Below are 14260 nucleotides of genomic sequence, written 5' to 3' on the forward strand. Positions count from 1 at the left end.
AGTGTATGAAGGTCGCCTCACGCCCGGTCCGGCCACCTGGGCAGACGAACCGGGCTTGCCGGGGCGCCGCGCTGCGCTACACTCGGTTCACCCACAACCTGTTTTCGGCGGTCCACCCGCGTTACCTGGACCCAGGGGGCCGCCGTCTCACTGCCACGGAGGCTCCTATGACGACTGCTCCTGCTCCTACCCGCTACTGGCCCGCCGGGAAACCCCGGTCCCTGACGCTGCCCGCCACCGGCCTGATGCACAGCCTGCACGTGTCCGCCGACCGTTACCCGGACAAGGTGGCGCTGTGGCACTACGGCCGCGAGATCACGTACCGCGAGTTGCGTGAGCAGGCCGAACATCTCGCCGGGCATCTCGCCGCGCAGGGCGTCGGCAAGGGCGACCGCGTGGCCGTGTGGATGCAGAACAGCCCCGCCTGGGTGATCAGTGCCTTCGCCGCGTGGCACCTGGGCGCGGTCGTGGTGCCGCTGGCCCCCATGCTGCAGGCCCGCGAGTTCGGGTTCTTCCTGCAGGACGCCGGGATCCGCGTGGGCGTGGTCGGCGCGGAACTGTACGAGCGGGCCAAGCAGGGCGGACTGGCGCACGCGGTCGTGGCGAACGTCATGCGCGGCACGGACGCCGCCCGGGCCGGTGTGGCGCTGCCGGACGGCCTGGACCTGGAGCCGGAGGTGCAGGGCGGCGACGTGACGCTGGAAACCGCGCTCCAGGCCGCGCCGGTCCCGATGGCGGACGTGAGTGCCGACGACCTGTGCATCATGCCGTACACGTCCGGCACGACCGGGCTGCCCAAGGGCTGCATGCACACGCACCGCAGCGTGCAGGCGAACGTGTTCGGCGCGGGCGTGTGGGTGGACAGCAGCGTCGAGGACGTGTTCCTGGCGGCCCTGCCGTTCTTCCACGTGACCGGCTTCATCAACTCGCTGATGGGCGCCGTGAGCAGCGGCGCGCGGGTCGTGATCATGTCCCGCTGGGACCGCGACGCGGCCCGCACGCTGATCCGCGAGCAGGGCGTGACGCTCTGGACGAACACGCCCACCATGGTCATCGACCTGATGGCCTCCCCGAACTTCGACCCGGCGGACCTGGGGTCGCTGCGCAGCGTCACGGGCGGCGGCGCCAGCCTGCCCGCGTCGGTCGGCCAGCGGCTGCTGGACCTGACCGGCATCATGTTCCTTGAAGGGTACGGCCTGTCCGAGACGATGGCGCAGTCGCACAGCAACCCCAAGGGCCGGCAGAAACTGCAGTGCCTGGGCATTCCGCTGTTCAACGTGGATTCCCGCATCGTGGACATCGAGACCGGGCAGGAACTCCCGGCCGGGCAGACGGGCGAGATCGTGATCCGGGGGCCGCAGGTCATGCAGGGCTACTGGAACCGCCCCGACGCGACCACCGAGGCGTTCATGGACATCGGCGGGCAGCAGTTCTTCCGCACGGGCGACCTGGGGTACATGGACGACGAGGGGTACTTCTACTTCGCGGACCGCCTGAAGCGCATGGTGAACGTGTCCGGCATGAAGGTCTGGCCGGCCGAGGTCGAGAACCTGCTGCACGGCCACGCCGCCATTCAGGAAGCCTGCGTGATCAGCGTGCCGGACGAACGCAGCGGCGAACGCGCCCGCGCGCTGGTCGTGCTGCGCCCCGGCATGAGCGCCACGCCCGCTGAACTGGAAGCCTGGGCGCGCGAGCAGATGGCCACCTACAAGGTCCCGCGTGACTGGCAGTTCGTGGACAGCCTGCCGCGCAGCCCCACCGGGAAGGTCGCGTGGCGGCAGTTGCAGGAGGCCGCGCGCGCCCCAACGGCCTCCTGAACACCCACAGCCAGAGCAGGTGAAGAGCGCGTCCCGGTCACGACCACCGGGACGCGCTCCTCCGCTGTCAGAATGGGCGTCCGTCCGGCTCCACTTCCCCACCCTCGCGAGGTGCCCTGCATGACCTACCAACCGAATCCGCAGCGTTACGAGGCCCTTCCCTACCGCCGCGCGGGCCGCAGCGGCCTGCTGCTGCCGGCCGTGTCGCTGGGCCTATGGCATAACTTCGGCGGCGTGGACCGCTTCGAGAACGCCCGCGCGATGGTCCGCACGGCCTTCGACGCCGGGATCACGCACTTCGATCTGGCGAACAATTACGGGCCGCCGCCCGGCAGCGCCGAGGAGACCTTCGGGCGGCTGCTGCGCGGCGACCTCGCGCCGTTCCGGGACGAGCTGATCGTGTCCAGCAAGGCCGGGTACACCATGTGGCCCGGCCCGTACGGCGACTGGGGCAGCCGCAAGTACCTGCTGGCGTCGTGCGACGCGAGCCTCAGGCGGCTGGGCCTGGAGTACGTGGACGTGTTCTACCACCACCGCCCGGACCCGAACACGCCGCTGGCGGAGACCATGGGGGCGCTCGACCAGATCGTGCGCAGCGGGCGGGCGCTGTACGTGGGCGTCAGCAACTACCCGGCGGCGCGGCTGCGTGAGGCGGCCGCCATCCTGCGGGAGCTGGGCACGCCGTTCGTGCTGAACCAGCCGAGTTACTCGATGTTCAACCGCTGGCTGGAACCCGACGGTCTGCCCGGCGCGCTGGAGGACGAGGGCGTGGGCGCGATCGTGTTCAGTCCGCTGGCGCAGGGCCTGCTGAGCACCCGTTACCTGAACGGCATTCCCGACGATTCCCGCGCCGCGAGCGCCACCGGGTTCCTGAAAACAGACGCCGTGACCCCGGAGCGGGTCGCGCAGGTCCGCGCGCTGAACGACGTGGCCGCCGCGCGCGGGCAGACGCTGGTGCAACTGGCGCTGGCGTGGGTGCTGCGCTGGCCGCAGGTGACGAGCGCCCTGATCGGCGCGAGCCGCCCCGAGCAGATCACCGACGCCGCCGGAGCCCTGAACGCCCCGCCCCTGACCGACGCGGAACTGAACGCCATCGAGGCGATCCTGAGCGGCGCGCCCGCGTAAGGGCCGGGTAGAATCGTCAGCATCCTCACCCGCCCCTCTGCCCTTCCCGCTCCTGAAAGGACCCTGCCATGACCCACCCGACCAGCGCCGACCTGCCCGCCTTCCTGCCGCTCACGCCCCGCTACCAGGCGCGGGTGTGGGGCGGGGACCGCCTCGCCCCGCCCGCCCCGGACGGCACGCCCATCGGGGAGGCCTGGATGGCCGACAGGCAGAGCGTCGTGAGCGGCGGCCCCCTGGCCGGTCAGACGGTCGCCGACCTGCTGGCCGCGCACCCGGCCGCGCTGCTGGGTGCCGGGCAGACCGCGCAGGACGGCTTTCCGCTGCTGATCAAGCTGCTCGACTGCCGCGACTGGCTGAGCGTGCAGGTTCACCCGAACGACGCACAGGCCCGCGAGATGGTCGGCCCCGGCGAACGCGGCAAGACCGAGGCGTGGCACTTCCTGCACGTCGAGCCCGGCGCGGAGCTGCTGGCCGGCGTGCAGCCCGGCACGACCCCGCAGGCCCTGGCGGACGCCATCCGGGGGGGCGGCATCCTGGACCTCAGCCAGCGCCACCAGCCGCACGAGGGGGACACGCTGTTCATCCCGGCGGGCACCCTGCACGCCCTGGGGCCAGGGCTGCTGCTGTACGAGGTGCAGCAGGCCAGTGACACCACGTACCGCGTGTTCGACTGGGACCGCCCCGCCAGCGCCGGCCGCGCCCTGCACCTCGAGGAGAGCGTCGCCGTGACCGACCCGGCCCGGCAGGGGCAGCTGCGGACCGCCGCGCAGACCGGCGGACTCGGTGAACTGGTCCGCTGCGAGCAGTTCACGCTGACCGGCATCACGGGCGGGATCGAGCAGAACACCGGGGGCCGCTTCGCTCTGGTGACGGTCGTGAGCGGCACCCTGACCCTTCGCGCCGGCAGCGAGACCCTGACCCTCGGCACGCACCAGACCGCCCTGATTCCCGCCGCGACCGGCCCGTACCGCCTCGACGGGCACGGGCGGGCGCTTGTCGCGCAGCCGGGCCAGGGGACAGCGGAGAGCGGGGGCAACGGCTCCTCACGGGGCTGAACGAACCGACCTCAAGCCTGAGCGGAGGCCCCCGGCGTGATCTGCCAGGGGCCTCCGCATCGTTCCCGGGGGGGGTTGCGGTAGGGAGTGACCGGGGCGGAGGTCCGCCGCCCATCCACTTCCTACTTCCTGCGCCCGGTCCGTCAGTCGGCGGCGCTCTCCCCCACCTGCTCGGTGGCATGGACGGTGATGGGTGTGCCGTTCACGGCGGCGTTGCCGGTCAGGGCGTCGATGCGCGTGGGGTCGGTCAGGTCGTTCAGGCTGGCTCCGGCGTGCTGGGCGGCGGTGCTCAGGCGGGTGCCGCCGCGGGCGTGGCCGAACCCGTGGGGGAGGCAGGCGACGCCGGGCATGACGGTGTCCGTGATTTCCAGTGGCGCGGTGATCTCGCCGACGCGGGAGCGGATCAGGATGGTCTGGCCGTGTTCGAGGCCCTGGGCGTCGGCGGGGTTGAGCTGCACGGTGCAGCGGTCGGGGCCGCGCATCAGGCGGGGCGTGTTGTGCATCCAGGAGTTGTTGCTGCGCAGCTGCCGGCGGCCGATCAGGACCAGGGGTTCGGGCGTCTGGTCGAGGGTGGCCTGCAGGCGGGGCAGGTCGGCGAGCATGGGGGCGGGCGCGAGGTGCAGCTCGCCGGTGGCGGTCAGGAGGCGGCCGGGCAGGCAGGGTTGCAGCGGGCCGAGGTCCACGCCGTGCGGATTGGCTTTCAGGTCGTCCAGGGTCAGGCCGCTGCGGCCGTGCGCGAGGCCGGCGCCCAGGCGCTGTTCGGGCGTGGCGAGGGCCTTGCCGGTCAGGCGCTGCACGAGGCCGTCGAAGATCTGGTAGTCGAAGCGCTGGTCGGGGCGGATCGGGAAGACCGGCTGGGAGTAGCGGGCGGTGTTGCGCACGGCGAAGTGGTGGAAGATCACGTCGTAGTGCGGGACTTCCAGCCCGAAGGCGGGCGGCAGGATCACGTGCGCGTGGCGGGTGGTTTCGTTCAGGTACGGGTCGATGCTGACCATGAAGTCCAGGCCTGACAGGGCGCGGTCCAGGGCGGCGCCGTCCGGAACGGACAGGACGGGGTTCCCGGCGACCGTGATCAGCGCGCGGATCTGGCCTTCGCCGGGCGTCAGGATCTCCTCGGCCAGGGCGACGTTCGGGAGTTCACCGTCGAATTCCGGCAGGCCGCGCACGCGGGTGTGGTGGCGGCCGTGGTGGGTCGCGCCAGCTTTCGCGCCGGCGAGCAGGTCGAAGGCGGGCGCGGGGAACATCGCGCCGCCCTCGGTGTCCAGGTGGCCGGTGACGGCGTTCAGGGCGTTCACGAGCCACTGGCACAGTCCGCCGAATTCCTGGATGCTCAGGCCGATGCGGCCGTACGCGGCGGCGCGGGGCGCGGTGGCGAAGGCGCGGGCGAGTTCGCGGGTCACGCCCGCGCTGACGCCCGTGCGGGCCTCCACGGCCTCGGGCGTGAAGGGCGCGGCGGCCGTTTTCAGGGCATCCAGGCCGGTCATGACGCCGCCCAGGTGCGCGGTGCGTTCCAGGCCGCTGGCGAAGACCTCGTTCAGCAGGGCCAGCAGGAACAGGGCGTCGGTGCCGGGGCGGATGTGGTGGAAGTCCGTGGCGTACTCGGCGCTCTCGGTGCGGCGCGGGTCGAGCAGCACGACGCGGCCGCCGCGCGCGCGGATGGCTTTCAGGCGGTCGCGGATGCCGGGCGCGGTCATGATGCTGCCGTTGCTGGCCAGCGGGTTGGCGCCCATCATCAGGAAGAAGTCGGTGCGGTCGACGTCGGGGATGGGCAGCATGAGCGGGTGCCCGAACATCTCGGCCCCGGCGAAGTGGTGGGGCAGCTGGTCGATGCTGGTGGCGGTGTAGCGGCTGCGGCTGCCCAGGGCCTTCAGGAACGCCCCGGCGGACAGCAGCGTGCCGCTGTTGTGCACGCTGGGGTTACCCTGGAAGGTGGCGACGGCGTCGGCGCCGTGCTGCTCCCGCACGGCCCGGAGTTGCGCGGCGACGTAATCGAGGGCTGCGTCCCATTCCATGGATTCCCAGCGGTCCCCGACGCGGCGCATGGGGGTTTTCAGGCGGTCGGGGTCGGCGTGCAGGTCGGGTAGCGCCGTGCCCTTGGGGCAGATGTGGCCGCGGCTCAGGGGGTCGTCGGGGTCGCCGCGCACGTCGGTGACGCGGCCGCCCTGCACGGTGATCTTCAGGCCGCAGATGGCCTCGCAGAGGTTGCAGGCGCGGTAGTGGATGCCGTCGGGGGCGGGGGGGCTGGGGTACGGGTGGGTGGGATCGGTTGCGAGCATGAGGGAGCCTCCGTGGGGTCCGGTCGCGGGGACCGGCTGAGGGCAGGAGAGGGTCGGCGGTGGGGGCCGGGGCTGCCTGGGCGCTGAATTGTGGACTGGGTTCAGTATGCCACCCCCAGTCGGCCCGGCATGTGGGACAGCCCGCTGGGGCATGGGATTTAGGAACTCTTCATGTGCGGTGGGACCGGGAGTGCCGGACCAGGCCACTCAGAAAAGAAACATGCCCTGTCACGGTGAATCTCCCCTCACCTCTGGTAGTGACCACACGAATCCGGCGTTCTGAGGGCAGGCCCCCGGTCTAGGCAGGCCAGCCGACACGCATCTGACACATTGACAGTTCGGCTTGACCCACCCCCCCCCACCCCCGTAGGCTCAACCTCACGAGTCATACATGATTCGGCCTGTGTTCTCAGGAGTCCCACACGGACCTCCCTGTTCTGAAAACTGGCCGTCTATACCCCGTGTTCAGTCCGCGCGCCCGGACCTGGACCGGCACGGCCATTCCCTGTCCTTCGTCACGCGCCCTCATCAAGGAGTCACCCCACCCCATGGCCCTGAAACCAAGCTCCGTCGGTTCTGCCCTTCTGCTCGGCACCCTCCTGATCGGCTGCGGCACCACCAGCACGCCCAGCGACACCACCGCCCCCACCGTGACCCTGACCGCCACGCCCAACCCCGTCACGACCGAGGCAGCCAACAACCTCACCCTGAAAGCCGACGCCAGGGACGCCACCGGCGTGACCCGCGTCGAGTTCTTCGAGGGCAGCACCAAGATCAGCGAGGACACCACCGCGCCCTTCGAGTTCACCACCAGCGTCACCGCCGTGAACAACGGCAAACGCACCTACACCGCCACCGCGTACGACGCCGCCGGGAATAAAGCCAGCGGCAGCACCGAGGTCACGGTCGCCATCACCGCCAACACCGCCCCGCTCAGGGGCACGGTCGTGGACCAGAACATCGGCGCGCCCGTCGCGGGCAGCACCATCACTGTCTCGCGCGCGGGCACGGTGCTGGGCACCGTCACGACCGGAGCGGACGGCACCTTCACCCTCAGCGGCCTGAGCGCCGGCACCTACGACCTCCGGGCCCGCAAGACCGGCATGGCCGGCTCGGACCTGTACGGCGTCGTGGTGGGCACCGAGACGCCCAGCGTGAGCCTCGTGCAGCGCCCCGCCTTCGAGACGAGCGCCACCACCAACCCCGCCACGCTGGTCATCACCCGCGCCGACGGCAGCCCCATCGCGGGCGCGACCTTCACGGACAACGTGGACTTCCGCATCAAGACCGCCCCCACCAGCGACCACGTCGGCCCGATCCGCATCATGTACGCGCAGCTGGGCCGTACGCCCGGCAGCGGCGGCGTGACCAGCTCGACCACCGCCAGCAACTGGAACTACTCGCCGCCCCAGGATCAGACCGGCGTGATCGACACGGACAAGGTGACCACCAGCGGCAACTTCACCGCCGGGTTCGGCAGCGCTGCGGGCGAGCGCGTCTACCTGGAAATCATGACGGTGGACTACAACTACAACTACTCGCGCTACATCGTGCCGATCAACCTGATCAACACGGGCGCGGCCGCCGCGAACACCGTCACCGCCCCGACCGGCGTGGCCGCCACTGCCTTCACCCTGAAACAGGAAGGCTCGTGGACCACCCCCTACGACGCGCCCACCCCGGACGCCGCCCCGAACGGCAGCGGCGTGTTCGTGGACGTCCGCTGGTGCTACACCAACGTGGCCGCCAAACCCTTCGCGTTCGACATCGAGCGTTCCGGTGACGGCACGACCTTCCAGAAGATCGGCACGGTCGGCGGCGCGGCCAGCACCTCGTGCAGCACCAACCAGGCGGCCCGCCCGTACAACTTCCGGGACACCAGCAGCGACCTGAGCGTCGGCAAGACCTTCACGTACCGGGTCGTGGCGCGCGGCGCGAACAGCGTGCCGGGCACCGTCAGCAAGACCACGCCCCTGGCGCAGTTCACGCCGACCTTCCAGGGTCCCGCCGACGAATCCACCGGCGTGAGCCTGACCCCCACCTTCGTCCTGGGCCACAACCAGGCGGCCATCGGCGCGGACGGCGCGGCCTTCAACCTGCGCCTGCGCGACCTGATGACCCTGGGCGGCTACAACCTGCCCGGCACGGCCTCGAACGCCCTGATCCGCGTCGAGGAAGGCACCGGCAGCGGCGGGAACGGCGTCACGCCCGGCCAGTCCCTGGTGTTCACGAGCACCGGCCCGGTCCTGGGGGCGCCCACCACGGCCGCGTCCATCCTGGCCGACACCGGCGGCCGGTACCTGCCCACCAACCCCGGCCGCGCCAGCGTGGACACGGCGGCGCACACCGTCAGCCTCCCGCTGAACTCGTTCGTGACGACGCCGCTGCAACCCCTGCGTCCCTACAAGTGGGAGATGTACTCCGGCTTCGCGTACCGCTACGCCCCGGACGAGGGCAACCGCATCTCGGCGTACTCGGTGTTCACCTGGCCGTCCTCGCTGGAAGCGCCCATCAACCAGACGCGCCCCGTGAACCTCAACTGGGACTTCATCACCGGCGAGAAGTGACGCCCGCGCGCTCTCTGCTCCCTTCCGACCTGCCCCGACCGTACTTTGCCCTGCGAGGAACCCCCTGATGCGTAAGAACCTCCCACTGACCCTCGGAGTGCTGGGCCTGACCGCCCTGCTCGCCGCGTGCTCCACCCAGACCGCCGCTCCCGTCGCCGCGCCGGCACCCGCCGACACCGACCTCGCCACCGCCGGCACCACGCAGTACGTGCGCAACGAGGTCGTCGTCGGGTACGACACCCAGGCCGGCCTGAACGCCGCCGCCGCCGCCATGAACGGCACGGTCGTCCGGACCATCCCGGAGATCCGCACCGCGCTGATCCGCGTGCCGGGCGACGCCCTGAAAGTCGCCGGGACCGGCTCGAAAGTCAGCGGCGTCCGCTACGCCCGCGCGAACGTGGTCGTCACGCCGCAGCGCGGCGACCCCACGCCCGTTGCCGAGGCGGGCCTGAACGCGCAGGCCGCCAGCGCCGACCAGATCTTCGACAAACTGCCGCAGTACGCGCTCGACCCCCGCCACCTGAACGCCAAGGCCGCCTGGGACAAGGGTCTGACCGGTAAGGGCGTCCTGGTGGCCGTCATCGACGATCCGGGCGACGTGACCCACCCGGACCTCGCGCCCAACTGGGCCGGGAAGGCCTTCGATCCCGCGCAGGCCAAGACGTACACCAACGGGGCGGAATGGGCCAAGTACTTCCAGAAACCCGAGAACGACCACGGCACGTACGTGGCGTCCAGCATCATCGCCGCGAAGAACGGCGAGGGCATCGTCGGCCTCGCCTACGAAGCCAAGTGGATGCCGGTCGTGATGTTCAACCCCGACGGGTACTCCAGCTTCAACATCGCGCTCGGGGCCGTGTGGGCCACGAACAACGGCGCGCGGGTCATCAACAACTCCTGGGGCGGCGGCGTGAGCTTCGGGCCGGTCAAGGACGCCTTCGACTACGCCATGGCGAACGGCACGACCGTCGTGGCCAGCATGGGCAACTCCTACCACGACGAATTCCAGTACCCGGCGGCCCTGCCCGGCATCATCGCGTCCGGCGCGCTGGACGGCAGCAACCGCAAGGTGACGTTCAGCACCACCGGCCGTCACATCTCCAGCAGCGCCCCCGGCCAGGACACCATGCTTGCCCGGCCCACCTGGCAGGGCGGCGGGTACGCCCTGATCTCCGGCACGAGCTTCTCGTCGCCGTACACGGCCGCCGTGGCCGCGCTGATCCTGCAGAAATGCCCGGCCGCCACGCCCTACCAGGTGCGCCGCGTGATGGAACTGAACGCCAACGGCGCCATCGGCAGCAACCCCACCGGCTTCGACCGTGACACCGGCTGGGGCGCGCTGGACGCCGGGAAGATCGCGCAGACCCTCACCGACTGCGCCGCCCTGCCCGCCCGCGGCGCGAACGTCCACGTGAACCTCTCGTACGTGAACGGCAGCGGCACCCAGAAAGGCATCCTGGGCGACGTGATCCTGCGCGGCCAGGGCATGCGCGCCGGCGCCACCGACGACCCCACCCCGCTGTACCTGAGCCCCACCGACGAGAACGGCGACGTGCGCTTCAGCGAGATCGCGCCCGGCACGTACGACCTGTACATCGCCGGCCCCGACCTGAGCACCACCGGCGGCAAGACCGACGAGCGCGGCACCTTCGTGGGCACCCTGACCGCCACGAGCGGCAGCACCTACGCCGCGCCCGACCACAAGCGCCTGCTGCTGCCCGCCGCGTTCGTGGACACCAACCCCACCGACCCCTACGAACCCAACGACGACCTCGGGACTGCCGCGCCCATCGCGTACGGACAGACCACCCAGACCGCGTACATCTACGGCAAACCCCAGGACTTCGACGTGTTCACCTTCAGCGGCAAGAGCGGCGACGCCATCCGCGCCGAGGTGCAGGCGCGCATCCAGTTCGGCGGTCAGCTCGACTCGTTCGTGTACCTGCTCGACCCGACCGGCAAGGTCCTGGAAGTCAATGACGACCGCGGCGCCGGGGATTCGGATTCCGAACTGAACTTCACGCTGCCGGCCGACGGCAACTACTTCCTGGCCGTCACCAGCTACGACATCAGCGAGGGGCAGGACGACGACAGCCCCTTCAACAAGTACCGCCTGAAACTCAGCAAGACCAACTGATACGGACTCGGATTGAATGAGCTGCAAAGCCCGTTCAATCCGAGTCCGTATCGCTGGTGTGACCGGCGATGGGGGGGCCGCTCAGGCGGTCGCGGCCGGCGGCTTTCGCCTCGTACAGGCGGCGGTCGGCGAGGTCGATCAGCGCGAGGGTGGTCGGCGCTTCACGCAGGGTGGCGAGTCCGGCGCTGATCGTGACGGGCGGCACGCCGGGCAGGCGCAGGTCCCGTACGTGACCGAGCATGTCCTGCACGCGCGTGTGGGCCTGTTCGCCGGTCTGGTCGGGCAGCAGCAGCAGGAATTCCTCGCCGCCCCAGCGGATGGCGGCGCCGCCCGGCGGCAGGTCGGCCTGGAGGAGGCCGGCAACGGCGATGAGGACCGTGTCGCCGGTCTGGTGGCCGAGGTCGTCGTTCACGCGTTTGAAGTGGTCGATGTCGATCAGCGCCGCCCACAGCTGGTCCGGGTGATGGGCGTGGACGGTGACGGCCGTGTCGAGGGCGGTCTGTCCGGCGCGGCGGTTGAGGATGCCGGTCAGGGGGTCGGTGGTGGCCAGGGTTCTCAGGGCATCGCTGCGGATGCGTTCGCGGTTGACGGTCAGGCCGTGCTGGGTGAGGTACCAGATGACGGGCAGGGTGAGGGCTGTCAGGATGACGCCCGGCACGTCCGGCTGGCGGCTGGCGAGGGCGGCCACGATCAGCAGGGCGTACGCGCCGGCCACGAGCAGCGCGGCGGGACGCACGGTCAGCCACGTGAACGAGAACAGCGCGATCAGGATCAGGTGGATCAGCAGACCGGACGTGACCGGCCGCGCGGTGAGCAGGAGGTTGTGGATGTTCGCGGCGAACCACGCGAGCAGGATCAGGACACTCACGCGGTGCAGGGTGTGCAGGGTCACGCGGGGCCAGAGGGTCAGGGTCAGCAGGGTCAGGGAGACCAGCAGGGCGGGGAGGGCGCGGCCGGCCTGCCGCTGGGGGTCGGCCTGACTCCACAGGTACAGCAGGATCACGCCGTTCACGGCCATGCCGAGCGCGGCCAGCAGTTGCAGGGCCTGCCGCTGGCGGCGTTCGCTGAGGCGGGCGGCGGTCGGGGCGTGGGGGTCGGCGGACCGGACGGGTGTTCACCTCCTGTGCGTGTGCTCTCCATGGTCGCCTGTCCGGCCGCTGAATGCAACGTGCGGGTGCGGGGCCGGGCGGGGATCAGGGGCCGGGTTTCTCCTGGCGCAGCATGTCGGTCTTGAGGCGGCCGACGGTGTTCAGGACGAACAGGAAGATCAGGGTGGAACCGACCGCCAGGACGTAGTGGGTGAGGCCGCAGGCGACGCCGATGCCGGCGGAGGCGAGCAGGCTGGCGGCGGTGGTCAGGCCGCGCCGCTGCTCCTTGCCGGACGAGAAGATCGTGCCGGCCCCGAGGAAGGCGACGCCGCTGACGACGGCGCCGAGAACGCCGACGAGGTCGAAGCGGACGGAGTCGCTGTCGCCGCTGAACTGCAGGATCAGCCCTTCGGCGAGAACGACGAACAGGGCGGAGCTGCCGCCGACGAGCATCTGGGTGCGGATGCCGGCGCTTTTCTGCGACAGTTCGCGTTCCCAGCCGATCAGGCCGCACAGCAGGCAGGCTCCGAGGACGCGCAGCAGCAGGTAGAAGTCGGTCAGGGGGTCCGCCATCCGCCGAGTATGGAAGGAGCGGCAGTGGGCGCCGCCGGATATGACGGAACAGTGAACAGATCCACCATTACTTGACTAATCCGACTTTTTAGTCAGGATTACGGCGTGAAGAAACTCCCCCTGCCCCTCCTGCTCACCGTCGGCGCGTACCTCACCGCCCAGGGCCACGTCCTCGCGCAGAGCGCCGCCACTGTCACCATCAAACACGACGAGGGCACCGCCACCCTCAGGAAGAACCCGCAGCGCATCATCGCCATGGACGAGGAATCCCTCGGCTGGCTCGCCGCGCTCGGCCTGCAGAGCCGCGTCGTCGGCATCGGCAGCACGTACTTCACGCCCACCGACCTCAGCGGCACCCGCATCAAACCCGAGGTGCTCGAACGTGGCTTCTACGGCCGAGTCAACCTGAAAAACCCCACCTTCGTCGGCGACTGGCAGACCCCCAACCTGGAGACCATCACCGCGCTGAAACCGGACCTGATCGTCCGCCTCACCTGGGACGGCAACCAGAACTACGACCGCCTCAGCCGCGTCGCGCCGGTCATCGCGTACAAGGAAGGCGGCGAGGGCTTCTGGCAGAAGGGCATCCGCGACCTCGGCCGCCTGTTCGGGCGGGAAGCGCAGGCCGAAACCGCCATCCGCACCGCCGCCCAGACCGGCCGCACCAACGCACAGAAACTGAACGCCGCCGGCATCCTGAAGCGCTACCCGAAAGCCATCGTCCTGGCGCCGTTCACCGGCGGCAGCAACTGGCTGTACACCGACGTGCGCCTCGTCCCGGAAGTGCAGGCGCTGGGCTTCAGGAACGGCCTGAGCGTCCCGAAGACCGCCGGCGTGGGCACCGCCATCAGCGACGAGGCGCTGCTGGGCCTGGGCAAGGACACCCTGGTCATCCTGTTCCCGCCCGGCGGGCGCTACAACGGCGCGGACGCCTTCCTGAAAACCGCCGTCGGACAGCGCCTGAAAGACCAGTCGGTGCTGTACGTCCCGGACGACTTCAACCCCTACACCGGTCCGCTCATGAGCGTGTACCACAGCAACAAACTCACCAACCTGATCCTCGACCGCCTGCGCTGAGCCGGGCAGGGCGATCAGCGGTTCAGCTGGCGGCGGAACTCACTGAACACCCGCACGTGCCCGTCGAAGTACCCGAACGCCTCCTCCTGCCGCACGAACTCCTCACCTATCTCCTCGACCCCCGCCAGCAGATCCGGGCGGTCCGGGAAGGCCAGCGCCCCGACCGTCACCTCCCGGAACATGTCCTCCAGGTACCCGTACTGCTCTTCCGGCCAGTCCGGCAGCACCTTCCAGTACTCCAGCGAGGCCCGCACGAACCGCATGCGGGCCTCCAGCGCCTCGAGCGGCGACGCGAACCGCAGGTACTCGCGCAGCGCCTTGCTGACCTCCGCGACCCGGAAGGTCCGTTTCTTCGGGTTGAACGCCTGCTCCAGCGCGCGCACGTACGCGTCCAGCAGGGCGCCCGTGTCCCCGTCCAGTCGGGCCGTCAGGTACCGGCGGTTGTCGGCGTTCAGGCCGTGCAGTTCCTCCACGAGAACGTGCAGTTCAGACTCGCTCAGTCCCGCGAGGGCCTGCCGCAGTCGGGTCAGGGTCATGGCCATACG

The 14260-nt window shown here is 70.4% G+C and carries 10 protein-coding genes; 6 read left to right on the forward strand and 4 right to left on the reverse strand.

Annotation, left to right across the window (positions count from 1 at the left end; all coding sequences use genetic code 11):
* Positions 1 to 167 precede the first annotated feature (167 nt).
* The 3 genes from BXU09_RS15165 (at position 168) to BXU09_RS15175 (ending at position 3997) form a co-directional block, all read left to right on the forward strand.
* Positions 168 to 1817, forward strand: a complete 1650-nt coding sequence (locus tag BXU09_RS15165) for a long-chain-fatty-acid--CoA ligase (RefSeq protein ID WP_078305187.1) — start codon at positions 168 to 170, stop codon at positions 1815 to 1817.
* Between the two features lie 120 nt (positions 1818 to 1937).
* The gene (locus tag BXU09_RS15170; RefSeq protein WP_078305188.1) at positions 1938 to 2942 is read left to right on the forward strand and encodes an aldo/keto reductase; all 1005 of its coding nucleotides are present in this window, start codon (positions 1938 to 1940) and stop codon (positions 2940 to 2942) included.
* 68 nt (positions 2943 to 3010) lie between these two features.
* On the forward strand, positions 3011 to 3997 hold the full coding sequence (locus tag BXU09_RS15175; RefSeq protein WP_078305189.1) for a type I phosphomannose isomerase catalytic subunit: 987 nt from the start codon (positions 3011 to 3013) through the stop codon (positions 3995 to 3997).
* Between the two features lie 143 nt (positions 3998 to 4140).
* Here BXU09_RS15175 and BXU09_RS15180 read toward each other — a convergent pair whose 3' ends face one another.
* On the reverse strand, positions 4141 to 6273 hold the full coding sequence (locus BXU09_RS15180; RefSeq protein WP_078305190.1) for a molybdopterin-dependent oxidoreductase: 2133 nt from the start codon (positions 6271 to 6273) through the stop codon (positions 4141 to 4143).
* A gap of 548 nt (positions 6274 to 6821) precedes the next feature.
* Between BXU09_RS15180 and BXU09_RS15185 the strand changes: the two genes are divergently transcribed.
* Positions 6822 to 8840: an Ig-like domain-containing protein gene (locus BXU09_RS15185; protein ID WP_078305191.1), complete on the forward strand. Its 2019-nt coding sequence runs from the start codon at positions 6822 to 6824 to the stop codon at positions 8838 to 8840.
* Positions 8841 to 8907: 67 nt separating this feature from the next.
* Complete coding sequence (locus BXU09_RS15190; RefSeq protein ID WP_078305192.1) at positions 8908 to 10977, forward strand: S8 family serine peptidase; 2070 nt, start codon at positions 8908 to 8910, stop codon at positions 10975 to 10977.
* A 34-nt stretch (positions 10978 to 11011) separates the two neighbouring features.
* Here BXU09_RS15190 and BXU09_RS15195 read toward each other — a convergent pair whose 3' ends face one another.
* Both BXU09_RS15195 and BXU09_RS15200 read right to left on the reverse strand, forming a co-directional pair.
* Positions 11012 to 11995: a GGDEF domain-containing protein gene (locus BXU09_RS15195; protein WP_078305193.1), complete on the reverse strand. Its 984-nt coding sequence runs from the start codon at positions 11993 to 11995 to the stop codon at positions 11012 to 11014.
* A 175-nt stretch (positions 11996 to 12170) separates the two neighbouring features.
* On the reverse strand, positions 12171 to 12638 hold the full coding sequence (locus BXU09_RS15200; RefSeq protein WP_078305194.1) for an MgtC/SapB family protein: 468 nt from the start codon (positions 12636 to 12638) through the stop codon (positions 12171 to 12173).
* A 105-nt stretch (positions 12639 to 12743) separates the two neighbouring features.
* Between BXU09_RS15200 and BXU09_RS15205 the strand changes: the two genes are divergently transcribed.
* Entirely contained in the window at positions 12744 to 13715 is a 972-nt protein-coding gene (locus tag BXU09_RS15205; RefSeq protein ID WP_240501385.1) for an ABC transporter substrate-binding protein, read from the forward strand.
* Positions 13716 to 13729: 14 nt separating this feature from the next.
* On the opposite strand, the gene BXU09_RS15210 is transcribed toward BXU09_RS15205, so the two are convergent.
* Positions 13730 to 14257 carry a hypothetical protein gene (locus BXU09_RS15210; protein WP_055364377.1) on the reverse strand — a complete coding sequence of 176 codons (528 nt, stop codon included), beginning with the start codon at positions 14255 to 14257 and terminating at the stop codon, positions 13730 to 13732.
* Positions 14258 to 14260: the final 3 nt, after the last annotated feature.

Origin of the sequence: Deinococcus sp. LM3, assembly GCF_002017875.1 — a bacterium.
Taxonomy (GTDB): Bacteria; Deinococcota; Deinococci; order Deinococcales; family Deinococcaceae; genus Deinococcus.

Bases quoted from the DNA above. Each gene is read 5' to 3' on its own strand.
- BXU09_RS15165 (WP_078305187.1), top strand. From the start codon at position 168: ATGACGACTGCTCCTGCTCCTACCCGCTACTGGCCCGCCGGGAAACCC.
- BXU09_RS15170 (WP_078305188.1), top strand. From the start codon at position 1,938: ATGACCTACCAACCGAATCCGCAGCGTTACGAGGCCCTTCCCTACCGC.
- BXU09_RS15175 (WP_078305189.1), top strand. From the start codon at position 3,011: ATGACCCACCCGACCAGCGCCGACCTGCCCGCCTTCCTGCCGCTCACG.
- BXU09_RS15180 (WP_078305190.1), bottom strand. From the start codon at position 6,273: ATGCTCGCAACCGATCCCACCCACCCGTACCCCAGCCCCCCCGCCCCC.
- BXU09_RS15185 (WP_078305191.1), top strand. From the start codon at position 6,822: ATGGCCCTGAAACCAAGCTCCGTCGGTTCTGCCCTTCTGCTCGGCACC.
- BXU09_RS15190 (WP_078305192.1), top strand. From the start codon at position 8,908: ATGCGTAAGAACCTCCCACTGACCCTCGGAGTGCTGGGCCTGACCGCC.
- BXU09_RS15195 (WP_078305193.1), bottom strand. From the start codon at position 11,995: ATGGCCGTGAACGGCGTGATCCTGCTGTACCTGTGGAGTCAGGCCGAC.
- BXU09_RS15200 (WP_078305194.1), bottom strand. From the start codon at position 12,638: ATGGCGGACCCCCTGACCGACTTCTACCTGCTGCTGCGCGTCCTCGGA.
- BXU09_RS15210 (WP_055364377.1), bottom strand. From the start codon at position 14,257: ATGGCCATGACCCTGACCCGACTGCGGCAGGCCCTCGCGGGACTGAGC.